The sequence below is a fragment of the Thiomicrorhabdus sp. genome, assembly GCF_963662555.1.
Taxonomy (GTDB): domain Bacteria; phylum Pseudomonadota; class Gammaproteobacteria; order Thiomicrospirales; family Thiomicrospiraceae; genus Thiomicrorhabdus.
On sequence record NZ_OY759719.1, the window covers coordinates 298,620 to 319,100 of the forward strand.

Sequence of the window (20,481 nt, forward strand, 5' to 3'; positions counted from 1 at the left end):
TATTTATTATAGATAAACCTGCTTTTTTAAGCTTTAATTGCTTTAAAGCGGTTTTTTATGATTTGTAACGCATGTTTTAGGGCGATTGATATGGCTTTTCTCATACTTAAAGACCCAGACCAGGCCTTGGCATTTTGTTTCATAACCTCAAAATCTTCACTTTTTTGTGATTCCATCTTTTGCTTTGAATAGAGTAATTTATTTAAATCATCTAATAACATCGCCAAACTGTCTGCTTGCTCATAATGATATTGATACCACGCTTTAAGTTGCAATAATGAGCTTACTTTTGAGTTTGGCTGAGCCTCATTCGCCCCCAAAACATGTTGGGCTTGCCAATCTAAAATGGCTTGTAAAATTTCTTGGCCATTTCCTGCTAAAGACAAGGTTTTACGTAATTTAAGATTAAGCCAGAACTGCTTAGCCACCAATAAAATCAAATACCCTGTGGCTATGGCCATTATCAACGCCAACCATTTAACTCCCCAAATTATCCATCTTGGTAAAGCCAATGCTGTGCTACTGGCAATTTTTTGCTGTGACACCTTGCCCGTTAGTGGATTAAAGCTGCGTAACACCAGTTGTGGAAAACTCACCAAACCTGATTCTTTAACTCTAAATGGCACTTGAATATTAAGCTGAGTGACCTGCCCTTTTTGATTACTCGATTGCGAGAGTTGCATGGATTCAGCTAACCAAGAAAATTGCTCATTATGTTCAAGTTGGTTAATTAATTGATATGCGGTTGATTTTAGATAATCGGCACTCACGCCTTCACCCGTTATTTGCCAATTCCAATAATACAAATTCCCTTTTTGGTAAAACGTATCTAATGGCGTTATCTGCCAATTTAACTGACCAACGGCAACTGACATCGGTAAAAATATCGGCAATGGTTTTATTTCTATTTGCTGCGGGCTATCAAAAAACTTCCAGCGACGGTTGGTGGTATTTTTTACCTCAATCACGGGAGACTTGAGCTCCAACGATTTGCCACTAAGAACCGTTGGCATTTCATAACTAATCATATACGTGGTAGATTGTTCTGGCTTAGCTATTTTTTGGACAATCACATCTTTATTTCGCAGATCAATGGACGGCTTCATCTCCACCAAAAAAGCCGGATTAGCAACCTTAACTTGTGCTTGCCACACTCCTTGCTGAGAGCTATATAAAACCGCATTCGGTTTGTGCCATTCAATGCTAACCTGTGGATTATTAGCTACATTAATCAACGTTTTTGGAATATGAATCAAACCCGCGTTTTGTTCTTGCAAAGTAAATGGCAGAGCTTTTAATGGGTAGGCGGTTATTCTTAACGAGTTGGCATGTTGCTCAACATCATCAATTTTAAACGCGGCTTTAAGGTGTGACCAATCTAAAAAAGCAGAAGACTTTCCTAAGTGTTCACCTTCAATGACAATCGTTAACGGCTGGCCTAACATTAAGTTTAAAGGGCGAATTTTTACCGTTACATCGTTATTGTTTGTGTAATTTAGGCTATTTATTGTATTTGTAGTCGTAGACTTTAACGGTTCTACCGATGCTAAAACCGTTGATTGCGTTTTACCAGGCCTGGTCATTTGCTCATTGGCATAAACTAGATTAACCATAAACACTAAACTAAGCAGTCCAATGCCAAGAACAATCATCGATTTAGCAAATTTAATACCGTTTACCATGGCTGAATCCCTGGAATAGCATGAGACTCTTTTTGAGCCGCATGGAAACCCTCTTCTCTTTCAAACAAACGTTTTAAAAGTTGTTTTTGGTCGTCTTGCAAACTTTGTAATTTATGCTCAAACTTCTCTGCACGCTGTTGGTTAACTTGTGCCTGCAATACCGCATTGTTAGATGAACTGGTTACAGTATTAAGTCGCAACTTAGCAATACTTGGATTTAGCTTATAGTCGGTAAGAGTATCCGGTTCGGGTATTTTAAAAAGTTTACCGCTGCGGCCACCTTTTGGCGAATCGCCATCTGAACCAGAACCTGGCTCTTTCGATTTTGAACTTGGCGGCTTTTGCCCCCCATAAAAAGCCCCATCAGCACTGTCTCCTTGAGAACCTTTACCTTTCTTTTGTTTTTCTGATTTTGATTTTTTAGCCTGTTTCTCTAAATCATGACGTTGCTGAGCGATGGCTAAATTATGTTCTGCCTTCGCATAAGGTGATTGATACAACAAAGCCTGTTGATAAGACTCAATAGCCTGCGGCAGTAGATTTGCTGAATAGTAACTGTTACCCAAATTATATAAAGCCTTAGCTCTTTCTTTATCATTAGGAGCTTGCCAAGCCGCTTGTCTAAAGTACAGCACCGCACTGTCTAAATCATCGGCTTTGTAGGCCGATGCCCCAGCTCCAAACCAACCTTGATAATTGGATGTTTCATCATATAAAGATTGAGCCAGTTCAAAAGAACCTTCTTCAAATGCAGCGTACGCTTGGTGCAGTTTTGTAGTAGTTGAGTTTGACATTGTTGGGTTTGCCAGCGCAGGTTTTGTCCACAAGCCTGTGACAGCCAAAGCCAACATAGGTAACGTCAGCATAAAAATTAAAGGCTGATTAAAACGGGGTTTAGCTGGCGACTTACTCTTTTTATTTTTTTCATCCTTTTTATTAAAACCTGCTACACCAAAAGCAATTTGCCATAGATAAAAAGCCAATAGTAAACTCACGAGACCTATTACCATAAAAGGCTGTGCATAACTTACCCAAACTTGTTTAACGGTTTTGTCTTGATAGCTTGATGCGGTATCGGTAATCGCTTTTTGTAGTTTGTTCATAAACTCTTGGTCAGAGCTGGCCTGTAAATAAAGCCCTTCGGTCTTTTGTGCAAATGAAAGTAACTGACTCTCTTCTAATCGGCTTTGTACTAACAAACCATTAACATGCAAATAACCCGACGAGTCGCTCTTATCTGGAATAGGCACTGGACGCGTTTTACCCACGCCTACAAAAATCACTTTTACCCCTGTTTGACTCATCGCTTGTGATTGAGTCACTTTTAATGATTGCACAATTTTCGGTAGCTCTACGGGCTTCCAAAATGGAGGTGCTCCGTTAGTAAAAATAATCAATACTTTAGCTTTACGACCAGTTTGCGTTAGGGTGTTTAAAGCCCCAATTAATCCGAGTTCCAGCCAACTGCCTTTAGTGGGTAATAGACCTGGTTCGATTAAATTTAAAGAGTGGTTAAACACCTGTTTATCGTAGGTTAATGGCAATACAGAATGCGGTTGCCCAGCAAACACACTTAAGGCGATACGGTCATTATTTTCTAACCCATCTACTAAACTTTGAGCAATGGATTTAGCAAATAAAAACCGATTTGGCTTCACATCTTGAGCCGTCATTGATTGAGATAAATCAAAATCAATCATCACATCCACGCCATTACGGGTGTGGTTTTCAAACTGAGAATCTAAACTACGCGGGCCTGCCACCGCAATCACTAAACAGATCCAAGCCAAAATTAATAAACGATTGGCCGTGATTAATTTACCAGGCCTGGTAAATCTATTAACAGATCCAGAAGGTGTTGATTGTGACATGACATTGTCTGCAGTACTGACCCACGGCCAAAGTGCGGCATCGGCATAACTTTGTTTTTGGCGGTTTCGGAGTAGACGTTGAATAATCCACAATACAATAGGCAAGCCAAGCCCCCACAACCAAGCTGAATCTCGCCACAGTAATTCACCATTTAATAAGGCGTCAATCATTTGATTGCCTCCTTATTGGCTAAAACGTTTGTGCGTTTTGAACCTTGCCATAAAAGAGCCAGTAGCCAATAAAATGCAAAGACCAAAACCGCTAAAATTAACGGATAAAAAGATAAATCTTGTTTGGTAGGAGGGCTTGGCGGCGGCTCATAAGGTACACCTTCAGCCTGGTTAATTTTGTCTAACACCTTAGAAATTTCATCGCCACTGCCAACTTGGTAATATTTACCGCCCGTTTGCTGAGCAATCATTTGTAACGACTCTTTTTCTAACGGCTGATAGAGCAATCCGGTGTAAATACGTTTATCGGCCTGTTGATTACTTGCCCCAACACCAATCGTATAAATAGGAACTTTTAGTAGCTGAGCGTAGTTTACGGCCTCGGTCAGCTCAATTTTACTGGGTTGGCTAAGACCGTCACTGATTAACACCACGACTCGTCTTAAAGTCTCTTTATTGGCTTTAGTAATGGCGGTTTGATCAGTCTGTTTTAGAGCTAAACCTAAAGCTTGACCCATAGCGGTATCGGTACGCCCTGCCAAATAAGGTTTGAGACGTTTCAGCGATAGCCGAGCCAAGGTTTGGTCTGACGTTAATGGCATTAAAGTGTAGGCATTATCGGCATAAATTTCTAAACTAAAACGATTACCTTCCAGGCCGCCAATAAACTTATCTAAAACCTGTTTAACTACATTCATACGGGTTTCTTGCTTACCGTTGATTTGATAATCAGGCAATAAAAAAGAGGCCGAGCTTTCAATAACAAACACAATATCTCTCACCGTTTTAGTGTTTGGCTCTGATGGCGTGGGGGATTTTAAAACAGGCTGAGCAAGTGCAATTGCAAGTAAACTGATTAACAGGCCTCGCAAAGCATTAAAAACCAGGGTTTTAAATGAAAATAATCGCAATGGTAGAACCGGGTGAGCATTCTGCATTTTATGAATCAGAGCATGTTTAACTCGCAGTTGACGACGAGCTTGAATCTCACTTAAATCATTTTTAGCATTAAACAGACTGCTTAACCACCACAGCAACGGCCAAACAATAATGAGCCATAACCAAAGCGGAGATTCAAACACCAAACTACTCTGCTCTGTATGGGTTACCAGGCCTGTAAAATTGAGTAAATCCATAAAGATTTTTGCCAACCAAACGTCCATTATTTACGACCTCGTTTATAGGTTGGTTTTGCAGAGCTGATTTGCTTTATTTTTTGCCCGTAAATTTGCCCGTAATAACTTGCTAACTGCTTGCTGGTAAGCTGAGTATTGATTTGTTTATGGGCGGCTTCTATTGCCATAGTAACGTTTTCACGTGAAACAGTTTGTTTGGCAAACGCCATTAAATCAGCTAGTTCTTTTAAATCCTTTAACGGCGTTAATGACAAGGTTTCGGTTGCTGAATGAGATTGCAAAATCCCAGAAATATAGTCCAGCCTTTGCACCAGTGCATAAAAATCCGTTATTGTCGTTTTAGAAACCGACTGTTCATTTGAGGTTAAATTCATTGACTGTCGCAGGTTTTTTAATTGCTTACGTAGCAATATAAAATGCAGCAACACACTTTGTTTAACAAACGGTTGATGACGTGTTTTCAACATTAAATACAGACTTACCAGGCCTGCTAAAATCATTACAATAAATAACCAATATAAACTGGTTGTTAATAAACCTAACCAATCAAAATCAGGCGACAAGGGCAACTCTATATCTAACAATGTCATGCTGTTATCTGCGGTTTGGCTAACCAATGTTTGCACCTTATCGACCTGTTCCACTTGCTCAACCATGCTTCACACTCTCTGCTTGAGAGATCTCATGACCAATAACCTCACTTAAAGAGTTTTGTTGATGACCTCGCACACTCAGTTTATTTTTATTTTCAGCGTGTAATGAGTGCATCATCTCTAGGGTAGATTCATCGGTATAAACAGAGTAAACTCCTACTCCTGCTTGGTTTAAATTGAGTTGAATTTGCGATTGATATTGCATTGACCAGGCCTGGTAATTTGCTCTTTGAGATTCATCAGCAATATCATAAACCTGCTGATTATGCATAGACTGTAATTGCAAACCTTCGATATCAGGCAACTGCGTTTCTGCAATGTCTTTAATCCAAATCGCTTCAATAGACACTCTAGCTTGCAACGCCGTAAGCACCTCGGTAGTTTGCTGATCTACATCATCAAAATCACTGATTAAAATCAGTCTTGAACCAGGTGATAATTGTGCGGTCAATTTAATGAGTACATCATTTAGACTGGGTTCAGTTGGTGATGTTTTCATCTGTTGCTGATTTACTGGTGGGCAAGGCTTACACACTAATTGCATAACCTGTGAATAAATAGATTTACCTTCAAAAATCGGCGATTGTTCCAGCCCTTCTGCCAATCGCCCTGCCGCAACCGGGATAGACATTTGCTGAGCTAGCCAAGCATAAAAACCTGCTACTCTTGCCGCTTGTGCCGCCTTAATTCTCTTGCGAGTACCAAAACGCATGCTGGCTCGGTGATCGACCAAAATAAACCAGTTTTCTTGACGCTCTTCTTGAAACAGTTTGGTGTAAGCCTTGCCTGTTCTCGCCATTAATCGCCAGTTAATTCGCCTAATCTCATCACCTGGTTGATACAAACGACTCTCTTCATACTCTAGCCCTGCACCCATAAACTGTGAGGTTTGCTCACCCTGCCTTAAAGCTTCACTCTGCTTATTATTCGCCGCAAGTTTGCCATTGGTTTGTGCCAACTCTTCTGCAAAAGCGGTAATTTCATTCATTGATAAGATTGGCAAATTGGCTAACTGTGAACTGGGCAGCGTTAAACGTTGGCTAAAGCTTCGCCAAAACGTGTTAAACAAACCCAAAATCAGTTTTAAAAACGGCACTGAGTTAATCCTGTAACAAGAAACCCATCAACCAAACAGTCAACCAACCAATGCAATCTGCTTTTATCCTTAATCATTCCATTCAAACCTCAAACTTTACAGCGTGTTTTGAATCATAGGTACAGGCACGAGTTCAATGAGTTTTTTAATAATAGAATCGGCCGTCCACTTTTGAGCTCGACCACTAAAACTAAGAATCAACCTATGACGCAAAACATCAGGCAACAAAGCAATCACATCATCTGGAGTCACAAAATCACGCCCTTGTAGCCATGCATAAGCACTGGCGGCATGTAACAGAGCAATAGAAGCACGTGGCGATGCACCTACCTCTAAAACCCCTTGCAAAGCCGTATCTAACTCACCCAATTTACGAGTAGCGGCAATCAGAGCAACCATGTATTTTTCAACCTCGTCAGACACAAATTGTTCAGCCACTTCATGACGAGCATGCAAAACATTATCCGGGGTTAAAAAGGCATTAAGTTTTTCTTTGTCTTCACCAAAATGATGAGCTCTATCACGGCGTAAGATTTCTAACTCTTCATTTTCATTAGGATAATCGAGCACTACATGCAGCATAAAGCGGTCTAACTGTGCCTCTGGCAAAGGATAAGTACCACTTTGTTCTAACGGGTTTTGTGTTGCCATAACCAAAAACATCTCTGGCAAGGCACGGGTTTGCCCACCTGCCGTGACCTGTTTTTCAGCCATTGCTTCTAATAGAGCAGACTGAACTTTTGGCGGTGCTCGGTTGATTTCATCCGCCAAAATAATCTCATTAAAGATTGGCCCTTTAACAAAACTTAACGCTCCAGTATTTACATCTAAAACATCAGAGCCCATAACGTCGCCAGGCATTAAATCTGGGGTAAATTGAATACGTTGAAAACTGGCATGAACACCCGTTGCAAGCGTTTTAACCGCCGTAGTTTTTGCCAGGCCTGGTGGGCCTTCTAATAAAACATGTCCGCCTGTTAATAAGGCAATTAGCATTTTATCTAGCAGAGCTTCTTGACCAACGATTACCCGTTGTAAATGCTCTTTAAGTGTTTTAAATTCTATTTTAGTGCTCATTTTGCGTCCTAAACCTGGTTAGTCGTGCGAGTATGCGGGTAAATCATAACATGTGTATTTTAAGAGAGATGGCCGCTTATTGTATTAAACCTAGCCCACCAACAGTGAGCATCTATTATTAAAGTTTCAAAACAATTCATTTAAATAATCTATATACGTAAATGTATTTACAGTCATGTTCTTCTGAGTATAAATTCAAATGTAGCCACAAATATAAGCTCAGTTTTTCCTCTTATTCCTTGCTATTTCACAAAAGACTCATAAAATTAAAGTATTCAAAAAATACATCACAAAAAATTTAAACCCCACACTTTAACTTTAACTGTTTTTCTTTAAAAGCAAAATAAAAAGAACTTGATAAAACCATGTCCTCTATCTATGTGATTTCAAAGCGTAAAGCTCGTATTCTATTTTTTTTAAGCTTAACCTTAGTTGGCTTATCTGGTGCGGCACAGGCGACGACAACTGATTTTACTGAAGCGGTAAAAATGTATGATAATCAAGACTATGAGCAAGCTTATGCAGTGTTTTCAAAGTTAGTTGAGCAAGATTATTCTTCTATTGATTACAGTTTTTATTTGGCTCAAACCGCGGCTAAATTACATAAAAATCAACAAGCGATTACCGCTTATGAACGTATCTTAATTTTACAGCCTAATCACACTCGGGCTAAATTAGAGCTTGGTAAGCTCTATTATGAACAAGGCGATCTTGTTCTATCTCAGCACTATTTTAATGATGCACGAAATGACAATATTCCAGACGCGGTTCGTACTAATATTGATAAATATTTAGATCAAATCGCCAAAAAATCCAGTAAATCAAAGCTTAGTGGTGCTGTGATTTTGGGCGTTGGGCATGATGATAATATCAACGTTTCACCTGAAGCATCATCTTGGTTTGTACCTATATTTGGCCAAGAATTTACTAATGTTACCGACCCTGTAGAAAGTCTATACACCCATCAAGTAGGGATTTTAAATCATTATTACGATGCAACATCAACCTATGGCTTTGGCATCAAAAACAGCGTAATGGTCTATAACAAATCTATACCGGGTGAGAGTGAATATAATATTTTTTATTTACGTTACAAACCTTCGCTTATCTTTAAATATGACCAAGACACCGTAGAAACAGCTTTGCTGTACGATACCATGCAATATGGCGGTGATGCTTATTTGGAAACATTTGGTTTTGAACCAAAAATATCACATTCAATAGACTCAACCAGTTTAATCTCTGCTCATCTAAAACTGATGTTCAAAAACTACTTAAGATCAACTGATCAAGCTCGTGATGCCCGTTACAATGAAGTTGGAATTGATTACTACAAAAAGCTTAATGCCGCTACTACATGGTTAAATTCAGCCGTTTTAGCACAAGAACGACAAGACAAATCAAGCTCTTTAGATGTCTCAAATGATGCAATCTATGCTAAAACAGGGCTTAGTTATAAGTATTCCGCAACCTTACAGGCGGGAGCAGAAATTCAATACAACCAAAAAAATTATTTAGATAACAACCTATTTTTCTTAAATAAGCGCCAAGACTCTACGATTAGAGCGGCAATCAATATTTCAAAAAATCTCAATAAAGATTTAGCCATTCAGCTAAGAGCCGAACACATAGACAATAGCTCCAACCAAAAGGCTTACTCATACAATAAAAACGTATTTTTAGTAAATCTTATTAATCGTTTTTAGGGAGATCACCATGAAAAAGATTGTATTTATTATTGCTTTTTTAGTTACCACCGAGGCATTTGCCTCTGTTGGCAAAGTGACAGCCCTAAACGGATCTGCAACGATTGAACGTAGCTACCAAGAAATTAATGCCTATATTGGCTTACCAATCAAACAAGAAGATACCGTTATTACTCGCGATGAAACGCAGATGCAAATGATTTTTAACGATAATACTGTTATCACTTTGGGTAAAAATACGATTTTTAGGGTATCTAATTTTTCATTTAATCAAACGGAGAAAACTCAAGTTGAGTTTTCGCTGACTAAAGGCTTCATGAAGTCAGTTACAGGTCAAATTGGTAAGCTCAACCCAACGCATTTTAAAGTTAAAACGGCCAATGCAACCATTGGTGTAAGAGGCACTACTTTTACTCTTGAGGTCAATGACCGCTTTACGCAGTTGACGACACTAAAAGGGGCAACCTATTATCAAGATAATGCCACTCAAAAAATTTATGAAGTACCTAAAAACCATACTTTGATTTTTAACCATAAAACAGGTAATGTTGAAATCAGAGCGATTAATAACGATTTCGCTTTTAATATAGTAGACACCAACCAAGACATTAGCCTGCCTGACCAACGTTTAACAGAGGCAGATGAAGTAAATCAAAATAGCTTACAAAATAGTACTATGTCTAAAAAAAGCTATGACAAAGTGACTGTGAGCTCAGCTACCTATTCTGAGTATGGCTACTGGGAAAATACATCGACCAATGTAGTTAGTGATGTCTGGGCAGATGCCATTGCAGGAGAAAGCGAAACCTCTACCAGCCAAATAAACAATTATATTACCAATGGCTCTACAGCAAATTATTCCGGTGGAGTTGTCGCCTTTGATAATAACCAACAAGGTACTGGCACCATACAATTGAATGTTAATTTTGGTGCCAGCAGCAATGCCACTACAGGAATTATTGACTATACTGTTGCAGGCAACCACTGGCAAAGTACTTTTAATGGCAATGTAAGCCCTACTGGAATTGATGTACAAAATTTTACCGCGGTTTCATCAGATATAAGCTCTATAACCGGGTCATTATCTGGCAAATTTTATGGTCCAAATGCCGAAGAATTGGCTGGTACATTTGAGCTAACTGGTCAAGATACAGGTGTTACTCGAACTTCTATTGGTTCTTATAATGCATTAGGTAGCGTGACACCTTAAACGTCCAACATTAAGCTAAGCAAAATAATCATTAGTGCAGCAGCCAATTTAAATGAGTGGAATGAGCTAGGTATTTTATTTATGAAACTATTTTTATTTTTAAGTGCATTGTTATTCAGTTTGAATACCTTTGCAGATATAGGCACTGTGACTGCACTTAAAGGTAAAGCCTTTATTGAACGGTTTAACCAAAACATCGCTGTTAAAACAGGCCTGAAAATTACAGAAAAAGATATTATTCATACGGCTAATAAAAGCTATGTACAAATCATCTTTAACGATAAAACAACCATCACTTTAGGATCTAATACCATTTTTGCGGTATCTGCTTATAATTTTAGCGATGCTTCTCACTCTCAAGCTAAATTTGATCTTTCTAATGGATTTATTAAAGTTGTCTCCGGCAAAATAGGCAAGCTTGTTCCTAATAAATTTAAGATAAAGACTAAAACAGCCACCATAGGTATTCGCGGTACAGTTTTTACTGTCCTTACTAATAAATCAAAAACTCGACTTTCTACCTTAAAAGGCCAAACCTATTTAGTGCCATTAGCAACAGGCAAAGTATTTGAAGTACCTAAAAACAAACAGTTGATATTCGATCATAAAGACAGAAAAACCGTCATTGAACCTTTAAGCGATACCTCTTACCTTGGGACAAAAAATGACACATCAAATGAGTCAAACGAAACCTCTTCTGAAACAGATTCTTTAACCGATAGCGATGAATTATTTATAGATAATATTATCTCTAGCCTGACAGATGAAACGACTAAAATAGAAAACACAAACACCGATGAGGCTATAGCTAGTACTAAAAAAATTACTGGCTCAGGAGATTACTCCGAATATGGTTACTGGCTAAACGAAGATAGTCTTACAGTTGATGATGTTTGGGCAGACGGCACACCACAAACCTCTACATCATTAATTGAAAGTTATATTGGAACCAGTGCAAAAGCCAATTATCACGGAAACGTATTTGCTGTTAATCAAAATAACCAAATGACTCAAGGAACCATTAATTTTGATCTTGACTTCAGCCGGGGTGACACTTCAGTTCAAGGTAATTTTGATTATACCGTTGATAAAGGTGGAGCGAGTGAAACTCGTTGGGATTCTCAATTTGAAGGCGGTGTAACAAAAGAAGGCTTTAGTATTAATACGTTTACTGAAAACCCAGCTTCTGATGTAACAGGCATAACCGGTAATTTAGATGGCACTTTTTATGGTCCAAATGGTGAAGAAATAGCTGGCACACTTAACCTATCAGGACAAAACCAAGTGACTGGTGAAACAGAAAACTCTCTAGGTAGTTATAACGCCATTAATACCCGTCCTGACGGCATACAACCTTAATAAGAAGCTGGAAAATAGAGTGAATAAAAAGCACCTATCTGCCCTTTTACTGAGTGTAGTAGGTGCTTTTTTTATGGCTATAGTTTCGGTATTTTCGCCCCCACAATTACAAACTTTAGATAACTCACTCAGAGATATCTTTTTTCAAATTCGCGGTCCTATAGCCACAACTAATAATGTTGTCATTGTAGATATAGATGAAAAAAGCCTTAAAGCTTTTGGCCAATGGCCCTGGGAACGTAATCTTGTTGCCAAATTATTAAACCAGCTTAGCCAAGATGGTGCTGGCATCATTGGACTTGATATGGTTTTTTCAGAACAAGACAAAACCTCACCCTCTTACTTAAACCATAAATATCAATTGGGCTTAAATAACCCGCAAAATAACGACCAAGTTCTTGCAAAAGCTTTAGAAGAAACGCCTACTATTCTCGGTTACGTTTTTTTAATGAATGAACCTACCCCGCAAATCAGCATGCCACCATTACCAGCGATAATCATAGAAAAAAACAGCGCTTCACACTCCTTTTTACCTAAACCAGAAGGGGTATTACCCAACATTTCAATTCTTCAAAACAGTGCTTACAGTAGTGGTTTTTTTAACAATTTACCAGATCCATCAGGCATGGTAAGAAGCGTACCTTTGGTGATGAAGTATCAAAATCAAATCTATCCATCCATTGCTTTAGAGATGCTTAGAATTGCTAATCAAAGTCAAACGATTGAAGTCAAAACTTCCGAAACAGGGGTAGATTTTGTAAAAATTGGCCAAACTAAGATTCCAACCAATCGTCATGGTCAACTTTTTTTAAATTTTAGGGGGCCTGGTCATACCTTTACATACATTAGTGCGGCTGACATTATTAACGGCAATTACAATAAAAGCCTGGTAAACGGCAAGTGGATAATTATTGGTACATCTGCAAGCGGAATACTAGATTTAAGAGCCACCCCTTTTGATAATGCTTATCCTGGTGTAGAAGCCCACGCTACGGTGATCGATAATATTCTGAAGGGCGATATCATCTCTAAACCAAATTGGATTGATGGCTTAGATTTAATCATTGCCGTGGCCATTTTTTTAGTGAGTTTTTTGCTGTTTACTTACCTAAGTGCTTTTTATCTTATTGTGTTTTTTATTACCGGCTTTATTGCGCTGTATTTTTACCTCAGCACAATGCTATTTACTGAAGGATTAATCCTCAATATTCTTAACCCTTTTTTGGCACTCATTTTTGCTTTAGTACTCTCAACATTATTTAATTACTTTTTTGAAACTCGCCAAAAAAACCTTATTAAAACCAAACTGGCCAGCAAGGTGAGTTCATCGGTTATGAGCGAAATCCTAAAAAATGAAAGTACCAAAATCATGCAAGGGCAGACCCGAGAAATAACAATTTTCTTTTCTGACATTAGAGGCTTCACCCACCTTTCAGAAATCATGCCTAATCCACAAGCGTTAATACAGTTTTTAAACACTTACACTTCTGGGATGAGCGATATCATTATCAAAAACCAAGGTACGATTGATAAGTATATTGGCGATGCCATTATGGCTTATTGGAATGCTCCCAACCAACTAAAAAATCATGCCGACATTGCTCTTAAAGCGAGTTTGCAACAACTTAATGCCTTACAAGCACTCAATCAAAAAATCAAACAAGACCCTTTATTTAAACCAATCACAGACTATTGCAAAAAACAGCACATTGAGCCTATAACCATTGGTATTGGATTAAATACAGGTGAGGCGGTTGTTGGTGAAATGGGTACCACAGGCAGAAGCGACTACACGGCAATTGGTGACACCGTTAATATTGGCTCTAGACTTGAATCTTTATGTAAATATTATGGCTCTGAGTTAACTATTTCTGGGCAAACCAAACAAGCTCTTACTGAAGAATATACCTTTCGATTTTTAGATAAAGTCACTCTAAAAGGCAAAGAACAGCCTATAGAAATCTGGCAAGTACATAATCAAGGTAAAGCCGATACTAATCTGCATCAAGAGCTCAAAAAATATCACCAAGCCATAGAATTATATCAACGAGCCCTGTTTAAAGAGGCTTATCAAGCATTTATGGATTTACAAAATGATAGCACTAGCAGTAATCATAAAACTTATGCTATTTACATTAAACGCTGTAAACACTATATTGAACATCCACCTAAAGATTTTAATGGCGTGTTTATCCATAACACCAAATCTTAGGAGATAAAACCTATATTTGACGGGAATGAATGAATGATTAAAGTATTGGGTGCCTCGGGATCATTAGATAAAAACAGATCTTGCATCTCATTTCAGCTCAATGATAAAACGGTTATTGACGCAGGTAACCTTGTTCGTACATTAGGACAAAATAGCCATACCATTGAACAAGTATTTTTAACTCACGCTCACTTTGATCATATTCTTGATTTGCCTTTTTTAATAGAAACGCATTTTGATAAACGCCAAAAACCCTTACAAATTTTTGCTCTAAAGGAAACCTTAGAGATTGTTAAAAATCATGTTTTTAACGAAATCGTTTGGCCAAAATTTCATGAAATTATTCATCCAATACTAGGCGTTCCTCTACTCACTTTTCATGAAATCGTTTTAGGTGAAACCGTTCATACTCAAAATATCAGCATTACCGCAATCCCAGCTAATCACGTTGCAGGCTCTTGTGGGTATTTAATAAAAAAACATGATACAAGCTGCTTAATTACTGGTGATAGTTACATCAACCCAGAAACGGCTCAACTGATTAATCAGGATGAAAGCATAAAAGGCCTGATTATTGATGTCTCTTTTCCGTCTAATCTAGAAAACTTAGCAAAAGAGAGTAAGCACCTTACCCCAAAAATGCTAAAACAGGTTTTGCAACAAATACAACGCCCTATTTCAGTTTATCCTTATCATTTAAAACCCGCTTTTGAAGATCAAATTATTGGCGAATTAAACCAATTAGAATTGGCCAATGCTACCATCAGAGTGCTGCAAACTGGAGATGAGCTTATTATTGAAAATAACAACATTCAGCTTGTTCATCACTATCAGGCGGTTGAAGAAACCACCACTAATCAGCTGCAATCCTTACTGACTATCGCACAAGCTCTTTCTTCAGAAACAAATGTTAATAAACTTTTAGAGCTTATTTTACAAGAGGCGATGAGTTTCTCTCATGCCGATGCGGGCACCTTGTACCAATTATCAGAAGATCAAAACGAACTCATTTTTACCGTTGTACAAAACCGTAGTCTTGACATACATATGGGTGGTACGGCTAAACCGATAACTTGGCCTAATTTACCGCTAAAGCTAGAAGATGGCTCCGCCAACGAGCAGATGGTAGCGACTTACTGTGCCGTACACAAAGAAATCGTGCATATTGCATCCGTGTATGACAATAAAAATTTTAATTTTGAAGGCACCAAAAAGTTTGATGCCACTACAGGTTATCACTCAAAATCAATGCTGGTTTTGCCTCTGCTTAACACAAGCCACGAGCTGGTTGGCGTACTTCAATTAATTAACAAACTTGATGGTACAGGCAAAGATATTGCCTTTACTGAAGCCGATAAACAAAACACATTAGCGTTAGCATCACAGGCCGCTATTTCCCTAACAAATAGCTTACTCATAAAAGACTTGGAACGGTTATTTGAATCGGTAATTGGCACCATTACCAAAGCATTTGACGAAAAATGTTCATATACTGGTGGACATGTTCGACAAGTCGCCGAACTCTCTCAAATTATTGCTCACGGTATTGCTGAAGATAATACCGTTTATAAGGATGTGAATTACGATACTGACGACTTTCATGAAATTAAAATTGCAGCTTTACTGCATGATGTTGGCAAAATTGCCACGCCAGAATTTATCATGCAAAAGGCCACAAAACTTGAAAAGATTTTTGATCGTATCAATCTCATTCAAGAGCGTATGGAGATTGCTAAGCGAGATGCCAAAATTGAACTTTTAGAAAGTCAGCTTTTATCTTCAAATAAGACCATTAGCCAAGCTGACTATGAGGCTAAAGTAAAACAATTAGATGATGATTTTGCCTTCTTAAAAACCTGCAATAAAGGCATGACATCTCTTAATGATGAGGATATTGCTAGAATTAAGCAAATCGCTCAACAACACGTCATCATTAATGACCAGGCCCGCCCAATGCTAGATGAAGATGAACAGATTAATCTACTAATACAATCAGGCACATTAAACCATGACGAGCGTGAAAAAATCATGGATCATGCACGAGTGTCACTAGAGATTTTAAGTACCCTACCTTTTCCCAAAAAGTATAATCGAGTCGTACATATTGCAGCCAATCACCACGAAAAACTTGATGGTTCTGGCTACCCCAGAGGCTTAGTAGACTCTCAAATTGTACTAGAAGACCGAATCCTAATCTTAGCCGATCTATATGAAGCCCTGTCTTCTCAATATCGCCCTTATAAAGGCCCTAATCCTCTATCAGAAATATTTAAAATTCTTACCTCTATGGCCAATAGTGGCCTTATTGATAAGAAGCTTCTTAGATTCTTTTATGAAAGTGGAACTTACAAGCACTACAACAAGTTTCTAAATGAACAGCAAATAGATGATATTGAATTTGTTTTAAATGACTAAAGCTTAAAAAACCTCCTCTTATTATCAAAAATAAATATTCACAATTAAGTTTTTGGCTTTTTATATAGTCAAAAACTTTTTAAAACCCATTTTTGAAAAAAATTGCTTTATTATGAAAGCAACATTCTATAAAAAATAATTTCCATAATATTTACTTAGTTAAAAATTAGCTTAGTCAAAACCCGTTTTGTTTAGAGGTAAACGTGTTCAAACTTAAACTCTTTTTAATCATCTTTATTTTATTGCTCTCTGGTTGTAATAACCAACAGCAAGCTCCTCCAATCAAGCTCATTACTAACGCCTGGATTGGATACTCTCCCCTTTTCTACGCTAAAGAAAAAGGCTGGTTAAAAGAATCCAATATTCAACTCTCTACCCTAGTCTCTTTAAATGAAGGCATGATGACCTTTAAGATGGGTGGATTTGATGGAATAACTGGCACCCAGTACGAATACCAAAAACTAAATAGTCAACACTTTGATTTAGTGCCAATTATGATGTTTGATCGCTCTAATGGCGGCGACATGGTAATGAGCAATCTTTCGCTCGAAACATTAAAAAATACAACGGGATCGATTGATGTCTATTTAGAGACTAATTCAGTAAACTCCGTTATTTTTAAGGACTTCATAAAAACCCACCAATTAGCCAACAAAAGCTTTCATTTTATTAACAAAAATCAACTTAAAATCGTCACCCATATTAAACAACAAACCATCAATAAACCTACCATTGTAGTGACCTACGTTCCTTATAATTATGAGTTACTTAACAAAGGCTTTAAGGTGCTTGAATCAACACGTGCTAATTCAAGCATTATGGTATTAGATGCATTGTTTGTAGATAAAAATGTCCTAAATCAACGTTATAACGATTTTATTGCTCTTAAAATGATTATTAACAAGGCAATAAAAAACCTTAAAGAGAATCCTAAAGAATATTATGAAGTGGTTAAATCTTATCTAGAAAATCCAACCTATAATGATTTTAGCCAAGGCCTTGAGACTATAGAATGGCTTAATGGAGATCTTTCGGACAATATGATTCAAAAGATGAATGAGATTAACTTTCAAACAAGGAATTTAATCTAAATGTTGACGATTAATCGGTTTTTGAGTGTTTTATTTATTTTAACGGTAATGGCGTTATATGGGTCTTTTGTTATTTATTATATGGATGAACAAAATACCAAAGCTCAAATCATCAATGCCGACTTTAATCGAGTGTTACATGAAACCAGCTATAGCATTACCACTCAGTTAAACAATCTCGATAACATTAATAATTTTAGAGCTTTGCTTGATCGTAAAGTAGCCCAAAACCATCTAATTTCTGCCCTAGTTATCTCTAGAGGCAAACAGATACAGCTAACAAGTGACCGAGGTATTCGTGAGCTTCCGGTCGAAACACACAAACACACTAAAAATGAAAATTCTCCCCGTGAAGCCATCTTAAACAATACGGTTCACGAACTTGAATTTGAGGTATATCAACAAAACAAAGCCATAAAACTGAGTATTTTATTGTTTGCTAATCAGCCTGAAATAAAAACTTATTTTGCGGATGCTTTGAACCAATATATTATATTTTTTATCATTCCAACTCTGATTACCTCTCTGTTTTTATATTGGCTATTACAACTTTTTTTAGTGAAACCTTTAGAAAAACTAAAAAAGTTTGCCTATTATCACGATAGAACGCCAGATCCTTTAAAAATCAGAGAATTAGAATCTATTCGCAGTTCAATGCTGCAAACCTTTCAACTGTTAGCTGAAGAAACAAGAGCTCTTTACCGTTCAGCAAGAACCGATTCATTAAGTTCTTTACCAAATCGCTATCAATTAAATGAACGACTCGACTGGCTAATAAAAGAATCAGAACGTTCGCAAACACCCTTTGCTTACTTATTTTTAGATGTCGATAACTTTAAAAAAATAAACGATACCCTAGGGCATGATGCAGGAGATGAAATTGTCATTAATCTTTCAAACATTATGCAAGCTGACCTCAGATCATATGACATCATTGCCCGTGTTGGAGGCGATGAATTTGTCATTATTGTGAGCAAATACCACAACCATATTGAGCTAAATCATATTATTGAACGGATTCTTTCACAGATCTCGCAAGATCAAATTGTCCGTAACCAAGTAATTAATGTCTCAGCCAGTATTGGTGTAGCGTTTTACCCTAAAGATGGAACCGATGGTCAGGCACTGATGAAAAGTGCAGATATTGCTATGTACGAGGCAAAAAAACAGGGTAAAAACCAACATCACTATTTTACCGAAGAGCTAAACCATAAAATTCAAACAGAGGTTCAGCTAGAGGCTGAGTTACGTCAAGCCATTCAAAATAATGAGTTTGAACTTTACTACCAACCTAAAGTTTCAACTGAAACCAAAAGCATAATTGGCTTAGAGTGCTTAATCCGCTGGAACCATCCAACCAAAGGGGTTGTATCTCCATTTGAATTTATTCCTATTGCGGAACAAAGCGGTTTAATCATACCCATTGGTGATTGGGTCCTTAAACAAGCTTTACAAAAGCAACTATTGTGGAATAAACGATACAACATAGACTTACCTGTTTCGATCAATGTCTCAGCCATGCAGTTTAGTCACAAAGAGTTTTTTACAAAACTGCAAACTCTTATTCATACCATTGGTTTTGAACCAAATCGGTTAGATATTGAAATCACTGAATCTGTATTAATGGAAAACACCGAAAAACATCTTACTACCCTTAAAAAATTAAGAGGTTTAGGTGCAACCGTGTCTCTAGATGATTTTGGAACGGGTTACTCCTCACTTGCCTATTTAAAAACCTTTCCCATTAATATTTTAAAAATTGATAAATCATTTTTAGGGGATTATGACACCATGTCAGGTGCCATTTTTATCGAGACTATCGTCAATATGGCTCATAACCTAAAAATTGACGTGATTGCTGAAGGCGTTGAAACCGAGGATCAGTTAGATTATTTAAAAAGCATTAAATGTGAAGCATACCAAGGTTATTTGTGCAGCAGACCTCTGCCAGAAAACGAATTTATTGAGTTGGTTCAAAAATCTCTATCAACTCAAACTTAAAACTTAAAACTTAAACACGCTTTAGTTTTTTAAACTTAGTTTAATTTTCTTTACCTCTTTTCAGCCACTTTCGTTTTAACAACGTCTAATAACGTCGTCAAAATTGTTTCAGTGGCTTCATCAGTTAATACCCCTTGTTGATCAAACTTTTCAAAAGCATTGTTTACCAAAACTTCAGGCTGATTAATAATGGTTGGATTCAAATATTGCAACATCTGCCTTAAGTGAATTTGAGCCCGTGCCGTACCCATAAAACTTGGACTAGCCCCCACTATGGCAAGTGGTTTACTATCAAAAGGGGCACTAGGTAAACGTGATAACCAATCAATCGCATTTTTAAGTACACCTGGTACTGAATAGTTATATTCTGGTGTAGCGATAATAATGGCATCCGCGTCTAAAATTTTAGCTCCAAGTTCTTCTACACTGGCTGGAAACCCTTTTTCATTGATATCTTGATTATAAAAAGGAAAATCACTGTAATCTAACAGCTCAATTTCCATATCTGGCAAAGCGAGTTTCTGCATCGCTTTAATCAATCCCGTATTAATAGAGTTGTTTCGCAAACTCCCAGACAAAGCAACTACTTTCATCACATACTCCTTTTTCAGTTATTCGTAATGTCTTATTAAAGTATAAGTTGTTTAATAGGGCGACTAAACAACACTTAAAAACAAAACACTATTGACTAAAATAGAACAATCTACGCCACCAGCTACCAGGCCTGTAAAAACTGAGTTTTTAGCGCATTTTATTTTACTGTTTTTCAAAATTTACCAGGCCTGGTAAAAACAGCTCTTA

General features: G+C 37.5%; 14 protein-coding genes. 7 read left to right on the plus strand and 7 right to left on the minus strand.

What is annotated here, in order from left to right:
* Positions 1–26: 26 nt before the first annotated feature.
* From ACORJQ_RS01205 to ACORJQ_RS01230, 6 genes are all read right to left on the minus strand, one after another.
* A complete protein-coding gene (locus tag ACORJQ_RS01205) occupies positions 27–1,682 on the minus strand; it encodes a hypothetical protein (RefSeq protein WP_321325270.1) in 1,656 nt (551 codons plus the stop codon).
* Positions 1,676–3,724, minus strand: a complete 2,049-nt coding sequence (locus tag ACORJQ_RS01210; protein WP_321325272.1) for a VWA domain-containing protein — start codon at positions 3,722–3,724, stop codon at positions 1,676–1,678. The genes ACORJQ_RS01205 and ACORJQ_RS01210 overlap by 7 nt, the downstream gene beginning before the upstream one ends.
* Positions 3,721–4,887, minus strand: coding sequence for a vWA domain-containing protein (locus tag ACORJQ_RS01215; protein ID WP_321325274.1), 1,167 nt, complete (start codon positions 4,885–4,887; stop codon positions 3,721–3,723). Before ACORJQ_RS01215 ends, ACORJQ_RS01210 begins: the two co-directional genes overlap by 4 nt.
* On the minus strand, positions 4,887–5,516 hold the full coding sequence (locus ACORJQ_RS01220) for a hypothetical protein (protein ID WP_321325276.1): 630 nt from the start codon (positions 5,514–5,516) through the stop codon (positions 4,887–4,889). The genes ACORJQ_RS01215 and ACORJQ_RS01220 overlap by 1 nt, the downstream gene beginning before the upstream one ends.
* Positions 5,509–6,609 (minus strand): DUF58 domain-containing protein, encoded by a 1,101-nt coding sequence (locus ACORJQ_RS01225; RefSeq protein WP_321325278.1) that lies wholly within the window; start codon positions 6,607–6,609, stop codon positions 5,509–5,511. Before ACORJQ_RS01225 ends, ACORJQ_RS01220 begins: the two co-directional genes overlap by 8 nt.
* A gap of 96 nt (positions 6,610–6,705) precedes the next feature.
* Positions 6,706–7,686 (minus strand): AAA family ATPase, encoded by a 981-nt coding sequence (locus ACORJQ_RS01230; protein ID WP_321325280.1) that lies wholly within the window; start codon positions 7,684–7,686, stop codon positions 6,706–6,708.
* A 365-nt stretch (positions 7,687–8,051) separates the two neighbouring features.
* Between ACORJQ_RS01230 and ACORJQ_RS01235 the strand changes: the two genes are divergently transcribed.
* The 7 genes from ACORJQ_RS01235 (at position 8,052) to ACORJQ_RS01265 (ending at position 19,680) form a co-directional block, all read left to right on the plus strand.
* The gene (locus ACORJQ_RS01235) at positions 8,052–9,392 is read left to right on the plus strand and encodes a tetratricopeptide repeat protein (RefSeq protein ID WP_321325282.1); all 1,341 of its coding nucleotides are present in this window, start codon (positions 8,052–8,054) and stop codon (positions 9,390–9,392) included.
* Between the two features lie 10 nt (positions 9,393–9,402).
* Complete coding sequence (locus ACORJQ_RS01240; protein ID WP_321325284.1) at positions 9,403–10,602, plus strand: FecR family protein; 1,200 nt, start codon at positions 9,403–9,405, stop codon at positions 10,600–10,602.
* Between the two features lie 81 nt (positions 10,603–10,683).
* On the plus strand, positions 10,684–11,961 hold the full coding sequence (locus ACORJQ_RS01245) for a FecR family protein (protein ID WP_321325287.1): 1,278 nt from the start codon (positions 10,684–10,686) through the stop codon (positions 11,959–11,961).
* Between the two features lie 19 nt (positions 11,962–11,980).
* On the plus strand, positions 11,981–14,173 hold the full coding sequence (locus tag ACORJQ_RS01250) for a CHASE2 domain-containing protein (RefSeq protein WP_321325288.1): 2,193 nt from the start codon (positions 11,981–11,983) through the stop codon (positions 14,171–14,173).
* A gap of 33 nt (positions 14,174–14,206) precedes the next feature.
* A complete protein-coding gene (locus tag ACORJQ_RS01255; protein ID WP_321325289.1) occupies positions 14,207–16,588 on the plus strand; it encodes an HD domain-containing phosphohydrolase in 2,382 nt (793 codons plus the stop codon).
* A 203-nt stretch (positions 16,589–16,791) separates the two neighbouring features.
* On the plus strand, positions 16,792–17,679 hold the full coding sequence (locus ACORJQ_RS01260; RefSeq protein ID WP_321325291.1) for an ABC transporter substrate-binding protein: 888 nt from the start codon (positions 16,792–16,794) through the stop codon (positions 17,677–17,679).
* Positions 17,680–19,680 carry a putative bifunctional diguanylate cyclase/phosphodiesterase gene (locus tag ACORJQ_RS01265; protein ID WP_321325293.1) on the plus strand — a complete coding sequence of 667 codons (2,001 nt, stop codon included), beginning with the start codon at positions 17,680–17,682 and terminating at the stop codon, positions 19,678–19,680. It abuts the gene before it with no gap.
* Between the two features lie 50 nt (positions 19,681–19,730).
* Here the strand turns inward: ACORJQ_RS01265 and ACORJQ_RS01270 are convergent, their stop codons facing one another.
* On the minus strand, positions 19,731–20,273 hold the full coding sequence (locus ACORJQ_RS01270; protein ID WP_321325295.1) for an NADPH-dependent FMN reductase: 543 nt from the start codon (positions 20,271–20,273) through the stop codon (positions 19,731–19,733).
* Positions 20,274–20,481: the final 208 nt, after the last annotated feature.